General features: G+C 49.3%; 23 protein-coding genes. 13 read left to right on the top strand and 10 right to left on the bottom strand.

Translation table 11 applies throughout. The features are described 5' to 3' along the window. The first annotated feature begins 305 nt into the window (after positions 1–305). The 7 genes from FT643_RS08830 (at position 306) to FT643_RS08800 (ending at position 7,424) form a co-directional block, all read left to right on the top strand. Positions 306–2,345: a TolB family protein gene (locus FT643_RS08830; protein WP_198043422.1), complete on the top strand. Its 2,040-nt coding sequence runs from the start codon at positions 306–308 to the stop codon at positions 2,343–2,345. 319 nt (positions 2,346–2,664) lie between these two features. Next, positions 2,665–3,060, top strand: coding sequence for a GFA family protein (locus FT643_RS08825; protein ID WP_156871010.1), 396 nt, complete (start codon positions 2,665–2,667; stop codon positions 3,058–3,060). A gap of 92 nt (positions 3,061–3,152) precedes the next feature. Then, positions 3,153–3,593: an MAPEG family protein gene (locus tag FT643_RS24015; RefSeq protein ID WP_156871009.1), complete on the top strand. Its 441-nt coding sequence runs from the start codon at positions 3,153–3,155 to the stop codon at positions 3,591–3,593. A 46-nt stretch (positions 3,594–3,639) separates the two neighbouring features. Further along, entirely contained in the window at positions 3,640–4,251 is a 612-nt protein-coding gene (locus tag FT643_RS08815) for an L-2-amino-thiazoline-4-carboxylic acid hydrolase (protein ID WP_156871008.1), read from the top strand. Positions 4,252–4,341: 90 nt separating this feature from the next. Then, positions 4,342–4,767, top strand: a complete 426-nt coding sequence (locus FT643_RS08810; protein WP_156871007.1) for a GNAT family N-acetyltransferase — start codon at positions 4,342–4,344, stop codon at positions 4,765–4,767. Positions 4,768–4,796: 29 nt separating this feature from the next. Beyond that, on the top strand, positions 4,797–5,600 hold the full coding sequence (locus FT643_RS08805) for an SDR family oxidoreductase (protein WP_156871006.1): 804 nt from the start codon (positions 4,797–4,799) through the stop codon (positions 5,598–5,600). Positions 5,601–5,732: 132 nt separating this feature from the next. Beyond that, positions 5,733–7,424 (top strand): FMN-binding glutamate synthase family protein, encoded by a 1,692-nt coding sequence (locus FT643_RS08800; RefSeq protein WP_156871005.1) that lies wholly within the window; start codon positions 5,733–5,735, stop codon positions 7,422–7,424. Positions 7,425–7,462: 38 nt separating this feature from the next. On the opposite strand, the gene FT643_RS08795 is transcribed toward FT643_RS08800, so the two are convergent. From FT643_RS08795 to FT643_RS08775, 5 genes are read right to left on the bottom strand one after another with little or no spacing between them, the layout of a single operon-like run. Beyond that, entirely contained in the window at positions 7,463–8,704 is a 1,242-nt protein-coding gene (locus tag FT643_RS08795) for a sensor histidine kinase (RefSeq protein WP_156871004.1), read from the bottom strand. Then, positions 8,701–9,387, bottom strand: coding sequence for a response regulator transcription factor (locus FT643_RS08790; RefSeq protein ID WP_156871003.1), 687 nt, complete (start codon positions 9,385–9,387; stop codon positions 8,701–8,703). Before FT643_RS08790 ends, FT643_RS08795 begins: the two co-directional genes overlap by 4 nt. Then, on the bottom strand, positions 9,384–12,545 hold the full coding sequence (locus FT643_RS08785) for an efflux RND transporter permease subunit (RefSeq protein ID WP_156871002.1): 3,162 nt from the start codon (positions 12,543–12,545) through the stop codon (positions 9,384–9,386). The genes FT643_RS08790 and FT643_RS08785 overlap by 4 nt, the downstream gene beginning before the upstream one ends. Next, entirely contained in the window at positions 12,538–13,680 is a 1,143-nt protein-coding gene (locus FT643_RS08780; RefSeq protein WP_156871001.1) for an efflux RND transporter periplasmic adaptor subunit, read from the bottom strand. The genes FT643_RS08785 and FT643_RS08780 overlap by 8 nt, the downstream gene beginning before the upstream one ends. Continuing rightward, entirely contained in the window at positions 13,677–15,047 is a 1,371-nt protein-coding gene (locus FT643_RS08775) for a TolC family protein (protein WP_156871000.1), read from the bottom strand. The genes FT643_RS08780 and FT643_RS08775 overlap by 4 nt, the downstream gene beginning before the upstream one ends. Before the next feature lie 134 nt (positions 15,048–15,181). Between FT643_RS08775 and FT643_RS08770 the strand changes: the two genes are divergently transcribed. Further along, the gene (locus FT643_RS08770; protein WP_156870999.1) at positions 15,182–15,643 is read left to right on the top strand and encodes a flavodoxin family protein; all 462 of its coding nucleotides are present in this window, start codon (positions 15,182–15,184) and stop codon (positions 15,641–15,643) included. Between the two features lie 14 nt (positions 15,644–15,657). Here FT643_RS08770 and FT643_RS08765 read toward each other — a convergent pair whose 3' ends face one another. Genes FT643_RS08765 through FT643_RS08745 form a run of 5 tightly spaced genes read right to left on the bottom strand, consistent with a single transcriptional unit; the run spans position 15,658 to position 21,581 of the window. Further along, positions 15,658–16,992, bottom strand: a complete 1,335-nt coding sequence (locus FT643_RS08765; protein ID WP_156870998.1) for an HD domain-containing phosphohydrolase — start codon at positions 16,990–16,992, stop codon at positions 15,658–15,660. Continuing rightward, on the bottom strand, positions 16,985–18,868 hold the full coding sequence (locus FT643_RS08760) for a sensor histidine kinase (protein ID WP_156870997.1): 1,884 nt from the start codon (positions 18,866–18,868) through the stop codon (positions 16,985–16,987). The genes FT643_RS08765 and FT643_RS08760 overlap by 8 nt, the downstream gene beginning before the upstream one ends. After that, positions 18,865–19,929: a response regulator gene (locus FT643_RS08755; protein ID WP_156870996.1), complete on the bottom strand. Its 1,065-nt coding sequence runs from the start codon at positions 19,927–19,929 to the stop codon at positions 18,865–18,867. Before FT643_RS08755 ends, FT643_RS08760 begins: the two co-directional genes overlap by 4 nt. A gap of 6 nt (positions 19,930–19,935) precedes the next feature. Continuing rightward, entirely contained in the window at positions 19,936–20,751 is an 816-nt protein-coding gene (locus tag FT643_RS08750; protein ID WP_156870995.1) for an HDOD domain-containing protein, read from the bottom strand. Between the two features lie 14 nt (positions 20,752–20,765). Further along, entirely contained in the window at positions 20,766–21,581 is an 816-nt protein-coding gene (locus tag FT643_RS08745; protein WP_156870994.1) for a response regulator, read from the bottom strand. Positions 21,582–22,081: 500 nt separating this feature from the next. Here FT643_RS08745 and FT643_RS08740 point away from each other — a divergent pair, with 500 nt between their 5' ends. From FT643_RS08740 to FT643_RS08720, 5 genes are all read left to right on the top strand, one after another. Then, positions 22,082–22,966, top strand: a complete 885-nt coding sequence (locus FT643_RS08740; protein ID WP_156870993.1) for a BLUF domain-containing protein — start codon at positions 22,082–22,084, stop codon at positions 22,964–22,966. 6 nt (positions 22,967–22,972) lie between these two features. Further along, positions 22,973–23,551: a GTP-binding protein gene (locus FT643_RS08735; RefSeq protein WP_156870992.1), complete on the top strand. Its 579-nt coding sequence runs from the start codon at positions 22,973–22,975 to the stop codon at positions 23,549–23,551. Next, positions 23,541–23,948 carry a roadblock/LC7 domain-containing protein gene (locus FT643_RS08730; protein WP_198043421.1) on the top strand — a complete coding sequence of 136 codons (408 nt, stop codon included), beginning with the start codon at positions 23,541–23,543 and terminating at the stop codon, positions 23,946–23,948. The genes FT643_RS08735 and FT643_RS08730 overlap by 11 nt, the downstream gene beginning before the upstream one ends. Positions 23,949–24,004: 56 nt before the next feature. After that, positions 24,005–24,367 carry a hypothetical protein gene (locus tag FT643_RS08725; protein ID WP_156870990.1) on the top strand — a complete coding sequence of 121 codons (363 nt, stop codon included), beginning with the start codon at positions 24,005–24,007 and terminating at the stop codon, positions 24,365–24,367. Between the two features lie 194 nt (positions 24,368–24,561). Continuing rightward, positions 24,562–26,778 (top strand): YgiQ family radical SAM protein, encoded by a 2,217-nt coding sequence (locus tag FT643_RS08720; protein WP_156870989.1) that lies wholly within the window; start codon positions 24,562–24,564, stop codon positions 26,776–26,778. Positions 26,779–26,781: the final 3 nt, after the last annotated feature.

Raw genomic sequence — 26,781 nt, 5'->3', positions numbered from 1 at the left:
GAGCCCGTACTTATTAAAAACCGGTATATTTTCAGATTTTTATCTCAGGGACTTCAAAATAAAAACTGCCTTACTGTTCGATGCACGCGGACCTGACAAAGCAGTCACCCTAGCCCCGTCACAATCTGATAAATTTATCCAATCGATCCGGGAAGTGGATGGTCAGCGCCTGCGACTGGACATATTATGTCTTTCCGGCGGACTAAATCAAAGGTTCATTAAGTTGTGGTCTCTTGTGATAGGATTTCTCCCAACAAGGGCAGTTTAACTCGATAGACGATCAGCACATGGACGGAAAAATGATTATGAACAAGCAATCAATCAAGCTGGTCGCCCTGACAGGGCTGCTCGCCAGCGCACCATGCTATTCTGCAACAACATCCATTATTTCCCAGGCTTACGACGGCACACGAACGACAGCCGACTCCAGATTTCCACAAATCAGTGCCGATGGACAATATGTCACTTTTGTTTCCAGCTCCGATAACTTGGTGATGAACGATACCAACGGCAAAGACGATGTTTTTGTTTACCACTATGCCACCGGCACCATGGAGCGTATATCGGTGTCCGGTAGTGGAGTGCAGGCCAATGGGGATTCTTTTTTCCCTTCCATCAGTGCCGATGGCCGCTATATTGCCTTCGGATCTACCGCCAGTAACTTATCGCCGGATGATCTCAACACCCGGCGTGACATCTTCCGCCACGATCGAGTAACAGGAGAAACACTGCTCATCACTCGAAGTACAAGCGGCGGTGCAACCAATGGCGGTTCGGGTTTACCCAAGATCAGTGGTGACGGCCAGGTCATCGCTTTTGAATCCGTCGCAACGAACCTGGTGCCGGGCGACACCAACGGGTTGCGGGATATTTTTGCCTATGATGGTGCTACCGACAGCATATCTCGAGTATCGCTCACCGCAGACGGTTCTCAAATTCTGGATGGCGGTCGCGAGGCAACGAAGCCGACCATCAGCGACAATGGTCGCTATGTTACCTATCAAACTTGGGCAGATGATGTGGTACCAAACGATGATCGTCACACCTCCGACATTTTCCGTTACGACCGACAAACCGGAGAAACGCGGATAGTTTCGTTAAGCTCAGCGGGGGAGTATGGCAACAACCAATCCGAAGAGTCCAGTGTAAGCGGCGACGGTCGTTATGTGCTTTTCAATTCTTCTTCCGACAACCTGGTGCCGGGCGACGATAATGATGAAACCGATATTTTTGTTCACGACACGATGACAGAGCAAACGCTGATGGCCTCGGTAAAGAACGACGGCAATCCAAACAATGGCTTCGAATTTTCCGGCGATATTAGCGATGACGGGCGATTTGTGGTGTTTTCTTCCACAGCGACGAATATTGCGCCGAATGACAACAACCACAACCCGGATATCTTTCTTCGTGACCTGCTGCAAAATACCACCACGCGGATATCGGTTTCTGACAGCGGCGTTCAGAGCGACCGGGCCTCGCTTTTTCCCTCCATCAGCTCGGACGGTACGCGGGTAGTATTTCAATCCCAGGCCAGTAATTTAATCGACGGCAACCCGCAACCGGGGTTATTGAAAAATATCTATTTAATCGAATTGGATCCTGCCTCATCGGTTGTGCCCGCCAAACTCAAGGTAGCTGCCAGCATAGACGGCCAAAGCACTCTAACCAAGCCCGGGCCGGCATTGCCTAACAGCGGCAGCACGGCCACATGGGATTTCGTTGTCAGCAATACCGGTGATGAGGAGGCCACTGGCGTTAAGCTGTTTATAAAGCGGTTTGAACCACAATTGGATAATACCTGGAGCCTCCTGTGCGAACTGGGCGACATCACCGGTGCAGGCGATGCCAGTTGCAGTGATACGACCTTAATCGTTGACGGGGCGTTTAAGATGCTTATCTCCGCTCAGGGTTACGACAAAAATGGCGATAAAACCATAGGGGACACCCCCGCTTGGTATGTGGGCGGCAGCAACAGCACTGTGCCATCACTCGATCTTACCGTATTACTGAATGGGCAAGACAACGATAACGATGCGCCAGGGCAAGCATTTAACACGGGAGAGCCCGTCAGCTACACCTACTCAGTGACGAACACGGGGCCATTTGAGTTGACCTATGTGCGTGTGTATAGCCGCTTTTACGCCGACGCTGAATACTCTCCACCGAATTCCAAATGGAAACGTACTTGTATCTTTGCGAGCATGCAGCCGGGGCAGACACTCACCTGCACTGAGCAGGTCACCGTTCCAGCCGGTGAAATACGGCGCGATATCAGGGCACAGACCTTTTATCATTCGGATAAAATCACTCGCGACGAACAAAGCTACTTTATCGGGCAATAGTCCGAACCGGGCACTGTACTTTGCAGGCTGATTAAAATAACCAGAGAGTTGAGATCGTCATGGATAGAAATAAAGTTGGGGCCTGAACTCGAATTCCACATGAAGCCGCTGAAAACCTTTTTGACAAGCGGCTCATTCGATTTTCTGGGCTTTAGCTGAGGTGAGGGGCGCTTGGGCGTACTCTAGGGTGTGGTACAACAATTTCAGATGCGATGCAGTTGTGACACACCTAAAATCATCACCTTCATAAAACTGTTCATCCATACAGCTTTCATGCTACGCTTTCGCAGACAGAATACCTCATACTTGAAGGTGCGATATGATGAAAGGAAGCTGTTGTTGTGGAGCGGTACAGTTTGAATTAACCGAGATGCCTAGCATGATGGGCATGTGTCATTGCAGCCGTTGCCGTAAAGTCGGGGCTAGCGCTTTGGCATTCGTAAAATCCGATAAATTTCATATTACTGCTGGCCGCGATAAGATATCAGTCTACAAGGCCGTATCACCTTATAAATATGATCGGTGTTTTTGTTCGGTTTGTGGTTCTGCTCTTGGCGAGGTTTTTTCCAAGATGGAATCCTTCCCAATACATGCCAATTGCATTGATGGTGATATTGAGATTGAAAATTTATTCCATGAGTTTGTTTCCGAGAAACCGGGCTGGTTCAAAATTGGCGATAACGCGAAACAATTCGATGAACATCCGCACGAATAGTCGGGATATGCAGTCATCCTGGCGTTAGCAGGCACGTGGCATGAACAACCTTTTTTGCCCTGTAATTACGGCGTCACCCATAGGAATAAGTGATGCATGAAATTATTCAAGGCCAAATATTATTACCGGCGCTGGCATTGGTTGGCCTGACGCTTATAGTTTTGTTGCAAATTCCATATAGAAGATTCAAGGCTGCGTTCGAAGGTAAGATAACGGCGAAGGATTTCGAGCTGGGTGAATCCAATCGCGTTCCGGAATACGTGTCCCTCGCCAATAGGAACTACATGAATCTATTGGAGCTGCCAATAGTATTCTACTTTGCGTGTACTCTCTATTATTTGCTTGAGGCAGTTGACATAAAAGTGCTCGTATTGGCATGGGTTTATGTAATCCTACGCCTCCTGCATAGCCTGATACATCTTTCATATAATAATGTCATACATCGTTTAATCGCATTTGCATTGAGTAATTTGGTTCTAGCCTGTATGTGGCTTTTCCTTGTATCACCGATATTATTAGTGGCAGGTGTATAGTAGTGGCTGGCTATAGCGATAGATCCGAACGCAGAGGGACAGAACATTGATTCATGCCTGGATTTTCAATAGGGCCGTAAAGCGGGTTTTGCGCCCTGCTCTACCGAGCCATAGAATAAGAAAAATTCTGGATTTAACAGAAGGCGAATATAAGAAGCTGCCTAAATCGGACCGTAAAGAAACGCTAGGCATGTCATTTATCATTGCAACGTGCCAGCGCAATATCGCCTTCTACCAGTCGACGCTACAATCCGGCATTTCTGAACAAGATGCAAAACTGCATATCGAGAATATTAACTGGGAAATTACTCAATTATTGGGATCGCCCATGTGGCACTTATCTATCACAAGGGGACTGAATTCAATATCCCGAATTTACTGGATTGATAAAGTGTTATGGGGGCTTCTTTTTACCAGACCTTTTGAGCGAGTTTTTACCTCATCGGATGCGGACCTTTCTTTTGATGTTGTGACCTGCCCTATTCAAGCGTATTACAAGTCCCAGGGGCATCCGGACCTATGTTATCACGCAGCATGCGTTCAAGATTATAAATTGGCAGATAGATGGCACGCTGATTTCACCAGGACTCAGACCCTTGCGAGTGGAGCCAAGAGCTGCGACTTTAAATTCTATGTCAGTAAAGACCAGCGTGTTTAAAGTGGAATAGAAAAACACCTTATGACCTACGAAGTATCTTAGTGAATCGTACAGACTGGTGACCTTAACTCTGACAAAAAAGGACAAGGCATGCCTCAGCAAGCAATAACCGATGAAGAAATAGAAAGCTGCTTTGATGTAATGTCAGAGCTCCGCCCTCACCTGCAGCGCGAGTCATTTTTGACACAAGTCCGCGACATGGAAATTGAGGGTTATAAGTTGGCTTATTTGAAGGATGACGATAAGGTGGTGGCGGTGGCCGGATACCGTATCTGTTCCAACCTGTTTATGGGAAAACACCTTTACGTGGACGACCTGGTTACGTCGGATGCGAAGCGATCTAAAGGGTATGGCGAGACAATGCTGTCCTGGTTACGCGCTCAGGCGGTCGATGCCGGTTGCCACTATCTTCATCTTGATTCAGGAACCCATCGACATCAGGCACATAAATTTTATTTCAGGCAAGGTTTGACTATTGCCAGCTATCACTTCAGTGAAAAATTGGAGGTTTCATAGGGGGCAGTTGCTTTTACTATGGAGGATCGATGTTAAGACTTAAAAACAAAACCGTATTGGTAACCGGCGCTGCCAGAGGCATTGGAAGAGCCATTGCCGAGCTGTTTTCAGAAGAAGGTGCAGTGGTTTTAGTCACTGATATTAATGATGATTTGGGCAACGAAGTCGCTACTGGCCTGGGTGAACCTTCCTGTTATTTTCACTTGAACGTGAGCAAAGAGGAAGATTGGAAAGCAGCCAGTGACTTTGTCAAAAGCCAATACGGCGGCCTGGATGTTGTTGTGAATAACGCGGGCATCGCTGGTATATTCGAGACTTCAGGGCCCCATGATCCAGAAAATCTGGACATTGAAAGTTGGCACAAAGTGCATGCCACCAATCTGGATGGTGTTGCTCTTGGTTGCAAGTACGGTATTCAGTTAATTAAAAATGCTTCGTCGGGCAGTATCGTTAATATTTCGTCACGGTCGGGCATTATCGGCATTCCGTTTGCCGCCGCCTATGCTTCCAGCAAAGCCGCCGTTCGCAACCACACCAAATCCGTTGCGCTTTATTGTGCGGAAAAGAAGTACCCCATACGATGTAACTCTATCCACCCCGGTGCTATCTATACCCCTATATGGGATGCAATGCTGGGTGAAGGAGAGCAACGGGAAAGTGCCATTAAAGTAATCTCGTCCGAGATCCCACTGGGCGTTATGGGTGAACCAAAGGACGTTGCCTATGCGGCGTTGTTCCTTGCTTGCGACGAGTCTAAATACATAACCGGTATTGAGGTAAATGTAGATGGCGGCATTCTGGCGGGTAGTGCCGCATCGCCTCCCAGTCAGTAACGCTGAAGCTGCGATGCGCAGAGCCGCGTTGTTGGCGATTCCGAACAATCAGAATAAATGGAATTTTATTGCACTTCGCTACTCAAAAGACCATCAATTTAATGTCCCATAACAGTGCTTCGGGAGGGGAAGATGGCATCGGACAATGAACATGCCGGCTGCAACGGATCTGATGTAGTTAAGCGTAATATTCTTTTCATTGCGGCGGCCGCACTGACCTTATTGTGTATCGTGCTCGCGTTCAGCAACGCGGTCTGGCTACTGGGCTGTATCATCAGCGTTCCGTTCCTGATAATGGGCTTCTATGATTACAACCAGCAACAGTTGACGCTTACCCGCAACTTCCCTATTGCTGCCCGCATTCGCTGGTTGTTTTACGACTTAAGGCCCTATCTACGCTCTTATATTGTGGAAGGCGATCTGGAGGGCAAACCGTTTAGTCTGGATGCACGTAATCTGGTGCACGCTCGGGCACAGGGCAAACGCGACACGCATCCTTTCGGCACCGAACGGGACACGGATTCCGGGGAGTATGAATGGATGAGCCATTCCATCGTACCCGCCGCTCACCCCGAAGAGGATCCGCGGATTACGGTCGGTGGTGAGCAGTGCAGCCAGCCATACAATGCATCTGTCCTTAATATTTCTGCGATGAGTTTTGGCGCTCTGTCAGCGAACGCCATTGCGGCGCTGAACAAAGGTGCGCAGCTGGGTAACTTTTATCACGACACAGGCGAAGGGGGCATCAGCTCCTATCATCTGGAACACGGTGGCGATCTGGTTTGGGAGATCGGCTCCGGGTATTTTGGCTGTCGAGATGGTAACGGACATTTTGATGCCGGATTATTCCAAGAACAGGCAAGCAGTGATGCGGTTAAAATGACGGAAATAAAGCTCAGTCAGGGAGCCAAACCCGGACACGGCGGTCTTTTGCCCGGCGCTAAGGTTACCGAAGAAATCGCCGCTGTGCGTAAAATCCCAGTGCACCAGGATTGTTTATCCCCGCGGGCTCATTCCGCGTTTTCTACACCCATTGAGCTATTGGAATTTGCCGCCCGCATGCGTGAGCTTTCCTGTGGCAAGCCCGTTGGCATCAAGTTGTGTGTGGGTCATATTCATGAAGTATTAGCGATCATGAAGGCCATGTTGAAAACCGGAATTTATCTGGACTATATCGTGGTAGACGGCGCCGAAGGCGGTACCGGAGCTGCCCCGCTGGAGCTTTCGGATTTTGTCGGCATGCCGCTCACTGAAGGATTGATCACCGTGCGTAATGCGTTGGTGGGCACCGGATTGCGCGACAAGGTAAAACTAGCCGCCAGTGGCAAGGTCTATTCCGGTGCCGGGCTGGCGCGCAATCTTGCTATCGGCGCTGACTGGTGTAACGCGGCCCGCGCGTTTATGTTTTCTATCGGCTGTATTCAGGCGCAGCGTTGTCATACCGGTACCTGCCCCACTGGTATTACCACCCAAGACCCTGGCCGTCAGAGGGGCTTGGTGGTGGATGTGCAGGCCGAGCGTGCGGCCCGCTTTCACCAAAAAACGTTACTGGCATTAAGCGATATTGTAGCCGCTGCCGGTTTGACTCATCCCTGCGATTTGCAACCACACCATCTCGTGCATCGTATCGGTGCTACCGACTCCAAAATGATTGATCGCATTTATCGCTTTCTGCCAGAAAACAGTTTGATTGAGGCGCCGGACGACACCCACTATAGCCAATGGTGGCACGCGGCAAGCGCAGAAAGTTTTAAGGCGCAAGTGGATATGGTGCCACTCCGCGCGAAATCCAATCACGGCGAGCAGCCCAAAGGGTCTTTGTAGACGTTCTTTGTAAACCCAACAACGCTTTTGGCACCACGTTAATTGATCGTCAGTTCCACGGTGTATTTTGCGTCTTGTGAGGTCGTGATACAGCCCCAGCCTAACTTCTGGGTGAGTTGCCCGGTCAGCTTTAAGCCCAGCCCAAAGCCGAGATCGGTCTTGGCTTCTTCTGGAGTGGATTCACGGTTGGTGATTACCACGATATTGTCGATCAACGTAATCTCCACTTGCCCTTCCACTGTATGCTGAAAGGCATTCCGGATAAGATTCCCCAGTACGATGCGAGTGGCGGCCTCGGGCACATCCAGCTGCACCGGGTTCAATGATACGGCTACGGTAACCGGTTTACCCTGGAGCAAATAGCGCAGCGGCTCCATAATATCTTCAATCAAGGCGTCCATCCGCAACCGGGTTTTATCCAGCGAATTCAGTTCGTCTTTGTTCAACCACAATAACGTTTCCGTCATCTGTTTCATTGCTAAACTGGCACGGTCGATCCGCTGAAGAATTTGTTCATCCACGTCTTTGCTATTGGATTTGAGTTGAATTTTTTTAGCCAGTTCGACATTCGACCGAATCACACTAATGGGTGTTCGTAATTCATGACTGGTTTGCCTTAACAGTTGCTGCTCACGTTCGATACCGGCTTTGGCCGAATACAAACTGCCATGGACCAGGTGCGCGAAACCGTTCAATTCAGGATAGATGAAATCCGGTATCGGTTCATTCAGGTTGTGCTCGTTCAGCGCTTGCGCCCACCGATTCAATCGGGAAATGGGGTTCTGTATTCGCCGTAAGAACCACCAGATAATCAAGCTGATCGCCAGCGTGATGCCCAGCGCAATAAACAGCAAGCGATTCATGTTCTGGCGCACGTTGACGCCGACCAGATGCGCCATACTACGGGGGGACATATGAAAACTGGAATACCAGATTTCATTGTCGATTTTTTGTTTTAGTGCAAACAGGATTCTTTTTTTGCCATTCAAATGGGTCTTATACAGTTTGTCTGGTTGAACCGGACCCTGGGGCAGGTAAACCCTGACCGATGCCGGCTGCTCAGCCCAGGTTTTCGTCAAATTGATCTGCTTGAACGGATTATCACTCAATTCTGGCTGCACTTCGTTGCGCATGGCACGCGCCATATTTGCAGCTACGATGTTATCCATCCCAGCGATAAAATAGCTTGCTGCCAATATCGAGTAGCCGATGACCAAAGTCAGTACCACACAGACAATCGCAAGTAACACAGAGCGTTTTAGATTGAGGTAAGATTTCATTCGGTGTCGTCACCGTCCGCTGAATACAACGCAAAACCGTATCCTTTTACGGTATGCAGTAGGGTTTGTTCAGAATCACTTTCCAATACTTTACGCAGGTTATACATATGGACCTTCAGGCTGTTGCTGTCCGGAGGATCGTCGCCCCACACAGAGGCTTGTAATTTCTCACGCGATACGGCGGCGGGCGATTCACGCAGCAGTGCCTCCAGCAATTTCCAGCCGACCGGAGATAGATGCAAGGGTTGTCCACCCCGCTGCGCCTGCCTACGGGTTAAATCCATAGTCAGATCACCACAGGCCAGTCGCTGTACCTGTCCGCTGCGGCGACGGGTTAATGCCTGCACCCGCAACACCAACTCTTCCATGTCAAAGGGCTTCACCAGAAAATCATCGGTTCCGGCGTGAAAGCCTTCAATTTTATCGGAAAGCTGGTCGCGCGCAGTGAGCATTAAGACCGGCGTATCATTACCACTGGCACGAATATTTTCACATACGCTGATGCCGTCCATACGTGGCAGATTCAAGTCCAGCAATAATGCGTCATAGCGATTCTTCTGCAATAAATGAAGTCCACTGATGCCATTGTTGGCGTGATCACACTGAATTTCTTCCAATTGCAGATACTGAACCACCGTTGCCGCCAGGTCGAGATCATCTTCCACCAATAAAACCGAAATCATGAGGTGAGTTCCTTACCAACAATCCTGGCACTTAAAGATTTGATGACGTCTTTCGCATCTTCCTGAATCATAACCAACGCCGGAATAAAAATCAGAGTGATGAGGGTGGCAAATAGAATGCCGTAGCCCAGGGATACCGCGGCCGGAATCAGAAACTGCGCCTGCATTGAGGTTTCGCCCAATAACGGCACCAATCCGGCAAAGGTGGTAACAGAGGTAAGTAAAACCGCTCGTAAGCGCCCGGTACACGCTTCAACAATCGATTCCATCCGGCTACCCTGCCCCTCTTCTTCCAACTCATTATAACTGCTCACCAGCAGCAGGCTATCGTTCACCACCACACCGCTTAAAGCGATGATACCGTTCAATGATAAGATCCCCAAGGATAGATCGTTGAGCCAATGCCCGAGTATGGCCCCGACCACGCCAAAAGGAATGGCCGTCATTATCAGCAACGGCTGGATATACGACTTTAGAGGTACGGCCAACAACAGATAGATGATCATCATCGCCATCAGGAACATGTGGCTCATGGAGGAAGCGGTTTCGGCCTGTTCCTCCGCCTCGCCGGCAAAGTGAATATCCAGTGTGGGGTATTGGCGTTCCAGGCGCTCGGCGATACCGGCTTTCAGTACGTTGACCAACTCGGTCGCCGAGATCAGCGTTTTATCAACGTCTGCTGATACATACACTGCGCGTTTGTTGTCGATCCGGGTTATGGAATCCCGGGTATAACCATAGGCAATGTTCGCCACCGTCGCCAGGGGCACAACCTCGCCGTCCGGGGTACGCACCCGTGACGACAACACGCTATTGATGGACTGACGATCCCGCTCAGGATAGCGTACTTTGACTTCGATCTCGTCTGAGTTGCGTTGGTAACGTTGCACCACTTCGCCGCTGAACGCCTGATAGATTTGAGCGGCCAGTTCATCGGTGTTCAAACCCAAAGACCGACCCAAAGGGTTCAGCGTTAATTGTATTCGGGGTTGGCCCGGATCCAGGTTAGAACTGATGCCACTCACTCCCGGCGTGGTTTTTAGCAAGTCGCGAAAATCGGCACCGGCACTTTCCAACACCTCGTCGCTGTTGGCGCGAAGTTCTATTCGCAACGCGTCCACCTGCCGGCGGGCATTGAGGATATTCAACGTGAGCACCCCCTCCGGCTGCCCTGCCAATTGCTTCCAGCGACGGGTAAATTCATTAATGTTATAGGGTGCATCATCGGCCAGCTCCACCACCACGCCCCCGCTTTGATCGGCCTCGGATAGCACTTGCAGGTGGGCTATGGCCATATCGGATGCGCTCTCACCTTTGTCGGTGCGAAGCATTTGATCGGCTTGCAACGCTGACTGCTCCAGATCCAACAACGCCGAATGGGTTTGTCCATAGCTGGCGTCATTCAGCATCGTGACCTCGGCACGCACCGTTTCACCCACAATATCAGGAAAAAAGCTCATTCGAACGGTACCGTTGAACGGCATACTCATCACCAACACGAACAAGGTCAGGGCAAGCACCACAACCGCATAGCGATAGCGGACAAACAACATGATTGCGGGACGATAGAGTCGATCGTTAAACCGGTTTAATCCAAAATCAGCGCCATTTTGCATCGCCTGCCAAAGCCGCGCTACTGGATTGGTCTTTTTGCCATTCCGGTGAGTGCGCAAGTGGGATAAATGAGAAGGCAAAATTAATTTGGATTCGACTATCGACAGTAGCAAACAAATGGTCACTACCGCAGCAAATTGCGCATAGAGTTTACCCAGCATGCCGGACACTTCGGATAGAGCCATAAAAGCAACCACGGTCGTGAACACCCCGAACAAGGTGGGAACGGCGACTCGCATGGTGCCCTTGATGGTGTTTTCTACTGTATCACCGAAGCGCGATCGGGTTGAATAGATGCTCTCACCAATGACCACTGCATCGTCCACCACAATACCCAAGGCCATAATAAAACCGAACGTCGTGAATTCGTTAAGCGTCAACCCGGCAAAATTATCGCCCATAAAGTACAGTGTGCCAAAGCAGATAAACGGCAAGCCTGCCGCAACCCAAAACGCGACACTCAGATTGAGGAAGAGGGCTAATAGAATAAACACCAACAAAATACCAGTGCCGGCATTACGTACCAACAATGACAACCGTTCTTCGATGCTCTGGCTGCTGTCATACCAGGTTTCAAGTTCAAGCCCTTCCGGTAAACGGCCTTCAGAACGCCATTGCTGCACCAGCTCATTGGTAGCAGTCACGGTATCGGTAATATCATCAGCACCGGTTGCGATCACTTCCAGACCCAGGCTGTTGACCCCATTGAAACGCGACAAAGACGACGTCGTGTCGTCGAAGGTATCGCGGATCGTCGCCACACTTCCCAAACGAATCACACTGCCTGTGGCCGTTGTCAACAGCGGGATCTCTGCGAACTCATACTTAAAATAGGCCTGCTCTGATGCTTTCAGTTGCAGGTACAGATTCTCATTTCTGAGCACTGCGGTATTGGTATTGGACGAGTTGTTATTGATCGCAGCTTCCACATCAGACAAAGTCAGGTCATAGGCCTGTAACCGCGCTTCGTCTATTTCTATGGCCATCATCGGATCCAGCCATCCACTGTAACTGACCGAATTGATATTCGGGCTGATAAGCAAATCATCACGCAGGTTTTCAGCCACCTGCTGCAACAGGCTGCGATCCGCTTCCCCATAAAGCTGAATGGTTATGGCGTGGGCTTCGCGCACCGCTTTTTCAACAATCGGATTTTCAGCCAGAGCGGGGAAGTTCGAGATACTGTCCACTTTATTTTTAACGTCAGTCAGCAAGGTATCCAGATCGTAGTCGGACTGCTTTTCTATGGTCACCGTGGCACCCGACGTGGTTGCACTGCTGGTAATTGTTTTGATGCCGATAACATCTTCCAGCGCATCTTCTATTTTAATGGCAATGCCTTCTTCCGATTGGCTTGCTGAGCCGCTTTTATATTCCACAGAAACCGTAATTTTGTTCGGTTCCGTAGCAGGAAAGGCCTCTTTGCGTAGACTCCCCATGGTTGAAATCCCGGCCGCGATGATCAGCAGCATCAGCAAATTGGCTGCAACCGGGTTGGAAGCAAACCAGGCTATTATCCCTCGCAGGGGTGATTGATCACTCATTGTTGTCGGCCTCCCGTGCCATCACCGGAGTACCCGTTACATAACTGTTCATCGGGCTCACTAGTACCTGCTGAGGCGTAGCGCTTAATGCTTGCGGGGGATGGACAAAGATATCCCCGCCATCGACAAAAATCGGTTCGGCGTCGAAGTTTTGCAGGGTTCCCTGCTCGTCGATATACCAGACTTTGCCACGCTGGCTCAGGCTGGTGCTGGGTAATCGCCACAAACCGGCCACGTCTAGGCCAGGTAAAGTAGCCTCCACAAAGGTGCCGGGCATCAGCGCCGGGTCTTGCTCAAATGGCTGCTCCACTGCAATAACAATGGACCGTTGGCGAGTCGCCGAATCGAGCTGCTTTTCTTCGCGCAGCACTCGCCCCACCCATTGACGGCCGGTTTCGACATCGACTAATCCCACCTCCTGTGCGCTTAGCTCGGAGAGCGTTGGCAGCATTGCCCACTCTTGGGATGACAAAGGCACTGCGATTTCAACCCGATCACTACTTATAATTTCGCCCAGTTCACTGCCTGCGCTAATGTAACTGCCCGGTGCAACCGACCGTGCGGTAACGATGCCATCGAAAGTGGCACTTACGCGGGTGTCCTGCAGGTTTTTTTCCGCCACCTCATAGTTAGCGCGCGCCTCCTGCAGTTGCGGCTCATAAAAAACCAGTGGTGATTCCGGGTCGCCCTCCAGCCCGGAACTGGTCCACTCTGTCCGCGCCTGTTCGGCCTCCCGTAGCGCTTCCTGATAAGCAAGGTTAGCGCTGGCCAGGGCGGCCTGATAGCTGCTGTTTTCCAACATCATCAACACTTCGCCTTTCTGTACTTTGCGACCGGTTTCAAAGTCTTGGTTAACTTGCGTTACCTGACCGGAGACCCGACTGTTCAGCGTTAACTGATAGTGTGCCGCAACGCTGCCGTAGCCTTTTATCGCCGCTTGATAGGGCTGCGCTGAAACGGCGGTCACCTTCACCGTGGGGGTTGTGCTTTGGGTTGATGCCTGTTTTGATACTGGATTTACTGCGCCTGGAGGCTTTGGGTTGCCGATCGCTTGCAGACTGGCAAACAAAACCAGGCCAAAGACAAAAAGCGCTGCAACAAAGGTAATTAACGGTCGTCTGGACGCCAGGTTCATACATCTACTCCCAAGCCCAAGGCCAGAGCCAAGGTAATGCGGTTACTAAGTCGGTTTAAAATCAATACGTCGAGCTGACTTTGCAGATCAAAGTGCGTCTGTTGCACAGACAACAAATCAAGAATAGAGACGGCCCCAGTGCGGTATTTACGTTGGTATTGTTGCAAATTGTTTTGCGCGCTGAGCAGCGCCTGTTCAATATGTGCTTGCTGCAGTTGCAGAGACTGCTCCTGGGATAACGCGTTATCCACCTCCTCTACGGCATTAAGCAAACTTCCCCGATACGCTTCATACGCGGTCGACGTGGCAAGCTCCTGCTTATTCACTTGCGCCCGCAATGCGCCGCCATGAAACAACGGCAACGTCAGTTGTCCCAACAAATTCCATATAGGGTCCGTCAATAAGGCCTCTCCGGGTTTGGCGGCCATATCATTCAAAGCCGCCTGCACATTGATACTGGGTAACAAATCTTTGTACGCCACCCGTGTACGCAGCTCTTCCGCCAGGATGGAAGCATACGCAGCCTGTAAATCAGGGCGTCGTTGCAGACTGACTTCCGGTAATTCCACCAGCGGCTGCAATACATCCGGATAGCTCCGGGGAATGGCTAACGGGTCGGCGCGGGTTCGTCCCAGTAGCGTTTGCAGCGCCCGTTGCTGTTGTGACAGGTTTTCCTGATAGCTCACCACCGTGGCACGTCCCGAAGCTAACGATGTTCGGATGGCGTCCAGATCCTCTAACGTACCCAGCCCTTTGCGATAGCGGCCTAATACCACGGACTCATTCAACTCGTAGCTGGCCAAACGCTGTTGTTCTATATCCAGTGCCCGCTGCAGGTAAATCAGATTCAGCCAGGCGGTCATAACGTCCGTGGCCAGGGTGTCCCGCGCAGACTGATATAAAAGCCGCTGCTGGGTGACATCCTGCTGCACCGCGGCGCTGGCATTTGCCTGCTGCGCCCACAGATCGAGCTGCCAACCCACCGTTACCGAACCCGTATAAGTGGTTGCGGATACGGCTTCCACTCGCTCTGCCTCGAAGCCGGCGTCCACTGTCGGTAAGCGTTCCGCGTCACTCAATTTCAAATCCACCATCGCGGACTGCAACGTCAGCAGCGTTTGTTGCAAGCCGGGGTTGTGAGCCAGCGCTTCGTTCACCAATGCTTCCAGCTCGACGCTATTAATCAACGCCTGGATTTGGGCAACACCGGACTGGGTTGACCAATGCGGTATCTGATTGACCTGCTGATCGACCCGGGTCTGGTAGTCCGGCTGCGGATCATGCATCGCGCAGGCACTCAGCCCCAACAGAATAATCCCTGTGAAAACAGGCGCTAAAGGATGAAAAGTAGAAGAGGAAAAACGCATTCAGAGAGCTCACGTACCGATATTAGTCATTGATGGTCTCTGTTATAACCTGGGTGAGGGTTAACGACGGGTTAACGATTGATGTGGATTCTGGTTATTATGTTATTGAATTCAACTGTAACGGACGCGTATTTATGAAAACGCTGCTGGTCGTCATCCACGCCCCCTCACCCAATACCGCGCGGCTGCGGGATGCTGTATTGGAAGGCACCCGTGACCCGAATGTCACTGAGGTAACCGTCAATGCGATCGCGCCCCTGCACGCCACGGCAGAGGATGTTCTTGAGTGCGACGCCATTATTCTGGGCACCACTGAAAACCTCGGCTATATGAGTGGCGCTCTGAAAGACTTTTTTGACCGCATCTATTATCCATGCCTGGAAAAAAAGCAGGGCTTGCCGTTTGCACTCTTTGTGCGGGCGGGGCATGACGGAACGGGCACCTGCCGGGCGGTAGAAACGATTACTACTGGGTTACGCTGGAAGATGGTGCAACCGCCTTTAGTTTGCCGGGGTGAATGGAATGAGGAATTCATCGACCAGGTCACTGCATTGGGGACCACCATCGCCATGAGTCTGGACGCCGGAATCATCTGATAGCCCCGGCTGAATCAGGTCTGGTTAGATTTGTAGTGGACCTGCAGAGTCAGTCTCGTATCGAACGCTTTTTCGAACTGCGTTAACTTTCTAATGTGGTTTTCTGTCAGCACACTGCCCGCGGACAGCATCACCAACCCATGGTGATTTAGCAAATCCTGGCTTAATTTCATACCCGCGTGCGCCTTGTCCAACGACAGCACAACTTCCTTCGTTATCGATATTAGCTTTTGAATGCGTTCGAACGCATTTTCAAATATTGCCACTATCTGAGGATCATATCGCCTGCCGGATTCTTGCAAAATAAAGTCGCGCGCATGCACATCAGTAAGCGCTTTCCCTAGAAAATTGTTAGGCATCTGCAAATTATCGTAATCATTAGTAACCGCCACCAAGCGAGCGCCTAAGGGAATCGTCTCACCCGCTAATTTTCCCGGAAATCCCTTACCATCAAAACGCTCGTGATGGCAGCGCACAATCTGTACCGCTTCTCTTAATGGATCGAGCGCGAGCAATGCACTCTCACCCAACAATGGATGCTGTTGATACTGCTTCAATTCCACTGGTGACATTTCCTGGGGGCTCTTACCTAGAATCGATTGTTCGATTCCTATTTTACCAATGTCATGCAGTAACGCCCCTATGTAGTATTGCCTTAATTCATGGTCTGACACCTGCATCTCTTTTGCCAGTACCTGAGTCATATCGGCTACCCGTTTGGCGTGATTCTTTTTATGACGCTCGTTCAGTTCAATAAGATTGGCCAACAAGGGCACCGACTGAAAATAGCTTTCCTGTAGCTCCTGATAAGCGATCTCAATCTGCGACGCAGTCTGTTCCAGCTCGGCAGTACGACTCTTGATAATGGCTTCCTGGCGTTCGGTCAATTCCTGTAGCTGAAGACGCTGCTCTTCCTTCACGATGAGAAGCTGGCGATTGGATTCCTTTAAGCTCTTGACTTCCAGCACTTCACGCACTCGCCTCAATAGATCCTCATCGTCCCATGGTTTGGAGATATAGTGTGATATCTTACCTTCATTGATGGCTTGAATTGCCGACTGGACATCGGAAAACCCGGTCAGCAATATGCGCCCGGTATCAGGCCATCTCTGAGCAGCCTGACTTAAGAAGGTTGCTCCGTTCATAACAGGCATCCGCATGTCCGAGATGATAAGATCAACATTCTGCCGTTCGAGCAAATCCAACGCTTCAGTAGCCGAACCACAACACAACACCTCAACGTTAGGTTCTTCTTCAAGGAGCCGGGTGAGACTTGCTAATATCTTTTCTTCGTCATCAACCAACAATAATGTTTGGATTTTCTCAACTAAATAATTGGATTCAGGCATCGCCGCTCGCCTCGCCCTCTTGGATAGCCCGCTTTATGGGTAATGTAATTGTAAAAGTTGTGCCTACGCCAGGTTCGGATTTTACGCTAAGAGTACCATTGTGCTTTTGCACAATCCCGTAAGAAAGTGACAGTCCCAAACCGGTCCCTTTACCCACTTCTTTTGTAGTGAAAAACGGATCAAATATCTTATTAACAATGCTGTCGGGAATGCCGCACCCATCATCCTCCACTTCGATAACGACTGAATCCGCGTACTGCCGGGTACGCAGGTAAATGTTTCCAGTGGTTTCCATAGCATGGGCAGAATTGACCAGCAGATTTAGAATAATCTGATTTATCTGGGAAGGCACACATTCCACCAACGGTAGCTCACTGTATTCCTTATGTACTTCGGCTTTGTATTTTATCTCATTCCACGCAATATTCAGCGTACTATCAATACCTGCATGCAGGTCAACCCGCTGCCACTCTGCTTCATCAATACGAGAGAAATCTTTTAGATCCTGCACGATCTGCTTAACACGCTCAACCCCTTCCTGCGACTCCACAACAACATCAATCATATTTTTGAGTAAGCTCTCGTATTTGAACTCTTTCTTTTTCTTCTCAATCCAGGATCTTTGATCTTCGTCTGGCGTGGATTCCGCTATTTCATTTAATATTGATATAAGCTGCAAGGAACGCTCAGAATACTTTTTCATCATTGTTAGGTTGGAATTGATAAAGCCCACCGGATTATTAATCTCGTGGGCAACTCCTGCTGCAAGCTGGCCCAATGATGCGAGTTTTTCTTGTTGAATCAGTTGATCCTGAACTTCGTCAAGTTTCTTGTTTGCGTCCTGAATTTCGATATTCTTTTGCATCAGCTTAGCTTGAAAATCTATCCTGCTAATTATCTCATCCGTAAGCTCACTGTTAATTGCCGTGAGTTCACTGGTCCTTTGGACTGCAAATTTTGCAAGCTTTCGAATAGAACGTTTGGCGTATACATATTGGACACCAATGAGTATTGTAAAGATAAAACTGAATGCAATGAGAACCCATTTAAAGTTTTCTATATGCCGGACAGGTAAAAGACTCAAGTCGACAGCAAGTTCAACTTTTAAATTCTCAAAGGGATGCTGGATCTGATAGAGATTGTCGTATTCGTCATCCAGAAAATCCTTATACTCCACACTAACACCGGAAGCATCTGACACTTTGATTTCTATATTCTGTGGTATGTATTCTGGATTCAAAACCAAATTTTGCACGTTTACGCCCGAAAGAAGAAATATTCCGCCAGGATAGTCCGGGTGAGACAGCGTCCTAAAATGAACCACATAGCCTCCATTCCGCGCAGAACCACTCAGCACAAAATACTGGTCTTTACCGCTGGCAGTTAACGACTGCAAATAGTCTTGGGTTTTTTCTTTGCTTAAAATTTCTGCTATCTCCTCCTTAATATGTTTATTTTCCACTCCCAAATAATCGAGGCCAAAATGGTTTGAATAGCCCGTCATATAGACAAAATCCGCTGTTGATTCGAGGGAAACCAAGGGACCGGAAAAAGTTGCAAACTCGTCTGGTGATACATACTCAGATGACATTATGAAGCCCGCCAATACCTTGGTATTGCGTGGCATTAGCCCCAAAGAAGAATCAATCTGATTAAAATAGATGGTCTCCGCTATTTTAGAAACCGTGTAGTCCACATGCCGCTCCCACTGCATTGCAGCCACAACGGATAGTAGCGTCGCAATCAACCCCACGAAAACAATTATAATCAATGTCAGGTTGCGGTTAAGTACGGCTCGTGCACCAGGCGAGTCTGAATCAGCCATCATTTGCGCCAACACAACTAGCTGATCGGTTGAGTCATCTTTTTGGTTCATGACAGCTGCTCGAGTAGATCACTTAACGTATCGGGATTGGAAAGCAAAGTTTCCACGATGAAAGGGTCAAGCTGTACCCCAGAATGATCTCGAAGTGCGTTCTCAACATGACTGAGAGGTTGTTCAGGAAATCGCCCCATCGTTTCTACAATAAGGTAGGCTGCGGCATGTAACCGGGCCTCGATCGGTATATCGGTTCCTTTCTTTCGATACGGATACCCGCTTCCATCAAAGTTCTCACGGTGGGATAGACAAATGTGATAGGCCTGTTTCAGTAAATTGCTGGTAGCACCCTCAAATATCTCCGCTCCCTTGATCGTGTAACTAAGAAGCACTGTCATCTGATCCTTATTAAGGTTTTCGATAGGCGTCTCACACAACTTATCCGGCAATGAAAGGAGTCCAATGTTAAAAACCAACGCGGAGAGCGAAAGATTTTCGCTTTCGTCAACGGGCAAGTCACAAATCCACCCCAATGCCGCTACGCATAAACTGAGCTTACGTGGATCAATATCCGCTGAGCCATGCCGATAACCAGCCAACTTGGCAATCCGTGTGATCATGTCTCGATAAGCTCGGGAATTCTGCTTTTCGGTTACCTTCAGCTTTTCGTATGTCTCTCTCAGCTCCTTGGTTCTATCAGCCACTAGGCTTTCCAGCATTTTGTTAAAATGATTGAGTTCCTGCTGATAGCGGCTGATTCTTAGTAACGAGATGATTCTTGTTTCGAGCTCGATCGGATCCAACGGTTTATTAATAAAGTCATCGGCACCCAAGTGAATGGCTTTTCTTCTTGTCTCAGCATCATTGAAGGCCGTCATGATACAAATAGGTGGCCGTGGTTGCACATTTGCAAATCGTTTCAGAAACTCAAACCCATCCATAACCGGCATTTTAATATCCAGCAGAATCAGATCAAACGAATTCGTTTCCAGAATATCCAAAGCGTCCTGCCCATGCTCAGCTTGCACGAATGTAAAGTCGGAATCCTCAAAAAGGCGAATAATTGAATTTCGATTGTTTTTTTCGTCGTCTACAAGGAGCACTTTACTCGTATTCATAAAAAATCACCGTTTAGATTGCACATCCTGTTGCAGAGCGTCTTCCAGGAATTGAGCTAGAGGTGGGATTAAGGGGATTATGTGTTCTGGATATGAATTTTCTTGGCTATCGTTGGTTCGCAGCTCCCCTGGTGACGGGTAACCTTGCTCTACCGCAATAGCGTGGGCGTAATAAACCAGCTCAACGAGTTTACTGAACTCTTTCGGTGCGGAGTCTGGGCTACGATGATATTGGATACAGGCACGCAGCTCGTCTGGCAAGTGCCATCGCCGAGCTAGAACATCGCCGATCTCGATGAAAATCTCGATAAACGCTTGCTTTTCACCCTCCTCCTCGGCGGCCATATACTCACTGAAGCTATCAGGAAACTCAGCCATCATTACTTGCTTTCCAAGCTCATGTAGCAAACCGGAAGCATACCCTGCGCCCGCCGTTACCGCTGATGTATGTTTCTCTAGCTGGCTACAAATGATCGCGGTAGACAACGTATGCTCCCTCATTTTCATGCGCCACTCGACATGGGGGCCTTTATGGGTCGCCTCGTTCAGTGCCGACGCATAAATTATATTTTTCAACTGATCGTAGCCTAGCAATACGCAGGCGTCCTGAATGGATCGTATCCGGCCGGACAACCCATAGAACGGTGAATTTGCGATTTTAAGGATAGAAGCAGAAGTATTCGCATCAGATTCAATAATATGTTTTAAATCGGATGCTTGGCTTTCCTTATTCTGTAACGCTGCAAGCAAATCCAACATCACCGGATTCAACGGACTGATACGATTAACCTGATCAATCAGATACTGGTGCTTTTCATCCATCGCAGGCTTCCTTGTTAGCCGGCCGCCAAAACAATAAGCTGACCAAACGATTTCGCTTCCCTGTCTAGCCTGAATATACTGACGTTATGATTGTTCAGAGAAAAATGAATAGGGTTTTGCTCTGAATCGAGATTAAACCGCTCCGCCTGAGAGATCAGAATTGCCCAATCGCCTTCGACTGCCTGGTCCAATTGAAAGCCGATCAAGCTTGTTTTCGTTTTCGATATCATGTCCCTGGCGGCTTTGTTTTCCAGAACAATGTTTCCGGACGGATCAATACCAAGAACCCCAAAAGGGAAATATTCCATGGCTTCCTGATACGTTTTTAAAGATGCAACATGCAGTTTGAGCTTGTTTGCCTTTTCGTCAACCAGACGTTCCAGGTTCCGATTAAGTTCAGCTAGCTGATGATTGGAGCTTTGCAGCTCTTCTGTCAAATGGCGGTTGTGTTCTGCCAGCTCAAAATACTCGAACGCTTCCTTCACCGTATTCAGCAGAAGAAAGTCATCCCAGGGCTTGCTAACGAACTTGAAAATTGAGCCTTCATTGATTGCTTGCGTGATTGCATTAAGCTCTGAATAGCCACTCAAGATCATGCGAACGACGGATTCACGGGTTTCTTTGACCGCTTTAAGAAATTCAGTCCCCGTCATACCCGGCATTCGCTGATCCGACAGAATCACGCCGATCTGCGGATTGCTATCAATGACCTGCAACCCTTCTTCGCCACTGCTCGCACGATGAACTACGAACCCACCCTCATCAAGCAGCCTGTCCAATGCGCTAAGAATATTGGCTTCATCATCAACAATTAATATATGTCGTTCCATCGAGTACTTCGTGTTCCAGTGAGCTAATTCATTCAGACATCTTATTAATCATAGCAACGCAGCACCGGGCGCTTAGATAGTTTTGGAATAATAGGCGCGTCGATTCCCTAACCCCTTCCAGGCGATTAGCAGGCTTTGTGGTTGACGTTTTCTTGATCATTAATGGGCACGAATCGACATTTTTTTACACGGACCTGGCAGTCAGATCGACTCAAATCTCGTGCACATGTGCCAACTTGATCAATTTAAAACACGCATCACATTAGTGCATATTAGCCAGCACCCAAGCTGCCTTAATATTTGTATATCCAAACAACTTGACTATCCTAATTTTATATAGGCATTACCTCATATGAGTGATCCTGAACATTGTTGGATACACGCGATTGCGCCTATCGCTAACCGAGACGATCGTACAGACAACCCAAATCAGCCATATGTGATTTTACAAGCTATTGAAACAGAGCACGTTTTAAGTCGAAGGGAAGTAATCAAACCAAATGAAGCGAATTGTTTGTATAGGAATGCTGCCCCTTGCGCCACAAAGTCGTCTGTCTGCTCCCCTGATGAGCAGCTATGATGAATCGCGAAAATTCAATAGCCAGCACGATGTGAACGGCGTGTTCGTTGTCTATAAAAATATCGTATTGCAAGTGCTGGAAGGGGAAGCGACGGCTGTTGCCAGCGCGGCGTACAGAATAAGGCGGGACAGCCGATTCGAACGCTGCAGTATTATTGTTAATTGCGATATTGAAAAGCCCTACTTTAATACCTGGTTTATCCGGCTAGTCAAACCTGGCGTGAAAACCCCGCAGACCTTTCTTGCCAAACTCAAAAAGGTATTGGAAAAAGACTTTGTATTTGAATCACCTAAAGACAGAAAGCTGTACGAAGACATCTTTATCGCCGAACGAAATCTGACTCCAGAGGCAGACGATTCCCTGCAGAAAAATGAAGGTGCGGGTCCTGCCCCAATAAAGCCGCACCCGATAAAGCCGGCCCCCATCACGCAAGCGGTTGAAAGTGCTCCCGCATCAAAGCCGGCGAACCCGACTCAATTTGTCGGATGTGCTTTGTCGCTTTCATCCTGGCCCAAGCCAACGCAAATGCGCTTGAACCCGAAAGGGATGAAAACCTGTTCACTGTTAAGCCATCGCTATGTGTCCTATCAACACATACTGAGCAAAGAAATATGGCCATCGGAATCTGAGCTTGTTGAGTTTTTAATCCAGTTGCAAGATGCCGGGACCCTGCTGGTAAAAACGGGCTCCGACGCCGACACGCCTATGCCTGTGAAAGCCCAGAACCCGGTTCCAGAAAAAGCAGATCGGTTCAGCCATCTGCTGAAGAAATTTATTACCACACCTAAAAAGCAAGCGAATTGAGACAGTATGAGCAAGATCTATAAAAAACTTGCGGTGGTCGGAGAAGTCGGAGCTGGCAAGACTCAGCTAATCAATACGATCAGCGAGATATCCCCTTTTGCTACAGAGGCAAAATCAAGCGTCGATATCGGCAAAGAATTTACCACTGTCGGCATCGACTACGGAAGGCTGTCGTTGGCCGAGGATGTTGCTTTAGGTCTTTACGGACTACCGGGTCAGAAACGCTTTTCACTTTTATGGGACATGGTCTCGCAGGGGCTTTGGGGCCTGCTAATATTAGTGAAATACGGGGACGGATTCGATTCCGAGCAACTGGATAATATCATCAACCACTTCTCGCCTTACGAAAAAAACATCCCCGTAATGATCGGCGTGACTCACTGTGAGGAAGCCGATGAAGGCGAGCTGGATACATTATATGAATTCATACAGATGGTGTTGGATGACTACGGGTTAACGCCACCCATCTATCCTGTTGATCCTCGAGATGTGGAATCATCATTTATGATTTTGCAGCTATTCGATGCCATCAATGAAAATAACACACCTGAAGATTACGAGCGATTTGAAGAAGATGTCGGATAATAGCAACGTGGCGCACGCCGCCGGAATTGTATTCCAGAAATATATGGAACTGTATGACGAAGTTGAAGTAGTCAGTCTTGCTACTACAGATGGATTTCCTGTGCAGAACCAATCTCGCGAATCCATTAGTTTTGATATTGACACTATGGCCGCCGCATCAAGCACGCTTTACTCAGTGAGCAATGCGGTTTCAAAACAAATTTTATCAAAGCATTTCAAAATCACGTTTATTGAAGCTGAGCAGGGCAACATCGCGTTTGTTTCTTTAAGTTTCGATGCCAGGGATTTCGTGTTGGCCATGTCCGCAACCGAATCCATGAATATCGGAAAAGTTAGGGTCTTAATCAATCGACTTGCTGAGGATATAAGACAACAAATCCAAGCTGAACAAGCTTAATATTTTTTAAGCACATAACCACAACTCTTAATACGTTTTAATCAAGGAGAAGAAACATGTCAAATATATCCGATACCATAAACGGGCTAATGGAAATCGACGGAGCACTCGGCTGTGCTATTGTTGATTACACCTCTGGTATGCTGCTGGGCAGCCAAGGTGGCGGTGTTGATCTTGAGTTAGCGGCTGCCGGCAATAGTGACGTAGTTAACGCGAAGTTAAAAACCATGAAATCCCTGGGCATCTCCGGTGGCATTGAAGACATTTTAATTACGCTGGATAAACAAATTCACATTATCCGCCCCAGCATTTCAAACGAAGGCTTGTTCATTTATATGGTGCTGGACAAAGGTAAAACCAACCTGGCATTGGCACGACGCAAAGTACTGGATCTGGAGAAACAACTGCAACGGGTTTAACCGAAGACTTCCCGATACATCGCCCGCTCCTGCCGGAGTGGGTGTGGCGGGGAATGCCGTCTATTTTGCCAATGAACCAAGCTCCCCACGTTAGCACTTAAAAGAGTGCCCCCCATTACGCTTGCCTGGATGCAAGAAGCGTCTAATTCCGTTAAAATGTCCGCTCTTTTTACCTTCTGATGTACCTACTTCCTATGCAAGCTGCTAAATCCCTGTTTACTTACCCCCGTTACTGGGCGGAATGTTACGGCACCGCGCCCTTTTTACCCATGTCCCGCCAGGAGATGGATGCGCTCGGCTGGGATAGCTGCGACATTATCATCATCAGCGGGGATGCCTATGTAGACCACCCCAGCTTCGGCATGGCGGTAGTCGGTAGGTTGTTGGAATCACAGGGGTTTCGGGTTGGCATCATTGCGCAACCGGACTGGCAATCAGCAGACGCATTCCGTACGCTGGGTCAGCCTAATCTGTTTTTTGCGGTGTCCGCCGGTAATATGGATTCCATGATCAACCGCTATACCGCCGATCTGAAAATCCGTCACGACGATGCCTATACCCCCAACAATGAAGGGGGCAAACGCCCTGACCGGGCTGTGTTGATTTATACCCAGCGCTGCCGCGAGGCCTATAAAGACACTCCGGTGCTGGCAGGGGGCATTGAAGCCAGCCTGCGCCGCATCGCGCACTACGATTACTGGTCCAATAAAGTCCGCCGCAGTGTGCTGATGGATTCCAAGGCCGACTTGCTGGTGTACGGCAACGCAGAACGGGCGGTGGTGGAAGTGGCTCACCGGGTGGCAGCCGGCCAGGAAATGAAAGAAATCCGTGATGTACGCGGCACGGCCTGCATGCTGTCGGAACTGCCGGTGGACTGGGAAGTGAAGGATTCCACCCGGATTGACACCCCCGGGCGCGTTGATGCTCATAAAAACCCTTATCACTGGGAAGAAAACAACGTTGCCATGGAGGCACCCTGCGCCACACAGGGTGGCGCGAAAGAAGACGCACCGGTGACAACGGGCGCCCAGGTGGTTTATATCCGTCCTGCGGCTGGCAGTAAGCAACAATACGTGCTGTTACCGTCCTACGAAAAGGTCAGTAAGGATCCCGTGCTCTATGCGCACACGTCACGGGTTCTGCACCTGGAAACTAACCCTTCCAACGCCCGCACACTGGTACAAAAACACGGCGACCGCTATGTCTGGCTGAACCCGCCACCTGTGCCCCTGAGCACCGAGGAACTGGACGACGTTTTTGAGTTGCCCTACCAACGGGTACCCCACCCCGCATACGGCGACGCCAAAATTCCCGCCTATGACATGATCCGCTTTTCCGTGAACATTATGCGAGGTTGTTTTGGCGGCTGCTCGTTCTGTTCCATTACTGAACACGAGGGCCGGGTAATACAGAGTCGGTCAGAAGATTCTGTGGTTCGGGAAATTGAAAAAATCCGTGACATGACACCGGGTTTCACCGGCACCATTTCGGATCTGGGTGGCCCAACGGCCAACATGTATCACCTGAATTGCGTCAGCGAAGAGATCCACGCCAACTGCCGGCGTTTATCTTGTGTGTTCCCCACCATCTGCAAAAATCTGGTCACCGACCAATCCCCGACCACGCGGTTGTATCGGCGTGCCAGGGAGTTGAAAGGCATAAAACGGGTAATGATCGCTTCCGGCTTACGCTACGATCTGGCGGTTCTGGATCCGGAATACGTTAAGGAGCTGGTGACCCACCATGTGGGCGGCTATCTGAAAATTGCGCCGGAACACACCGAAAGCGGTCCCCTTTCCAAAATGATGAAGCCCGGCATGGGGGCTTATGATCAGTTCAAAGAAATGTTTGATCGGTTTTCAAAAGAAGCAGGCAAAGAACAATACCTGATCCCGTACTTTATCGCTGCCCACCCCGGCACGACGGATGAGGACATGTTGGGGCTGGCGTTCTGGTTAAAGTCCAATGGCTTTCGCGCTGACCAGGTGCAAACCTTTTATCCTTCCCCGATGGCCATGGCCACCACCATGTACCATACCGAGAAAGATCCGATTCATCGGGTGAATTATAAATCCGACAAGATGGTGATTCCGAAAGGGGAGCTGAAACGTCGTCTGCATAAAGCGTTTTTGCGTTACCACGATCCGGATAATTGGCCGATATTGCGCGAAGCGCTAAAAAATATGGGTAAAGCGCATTTGATCGGCTACGGTAAAAAGCATCTGATTCCGCCCACTCAACCGGCCAACCATGCTTCTTCAAAAACCGCTGCGAAACAATCAGCCGGCAGAGCGAAAGCGGGGCGCGGAAAAATTCTGACGCAACATACCGGTTTGCCACCCAGGGCGGGTAACCGACCGGGAAAAGCTGCTCGTAAAGCGATTAAGCGGGGTGGAAAACCGAAACGTTAGGGT

The organism is Ketobacter sp. MCCC 1A13808, from assembly GCF_009746715.1.
Classification (GTDB): Bacteria; Pseudomonadota; Gammaproteobacteria; order Pseudomonadales; family Ketobacteraceae; genus Ketobacter.
The sequence above is the reverse complement of the archived record's forward strand: the minus strand, read 5'-3'. Positions and strand labels throughout refer to the sequence as shown.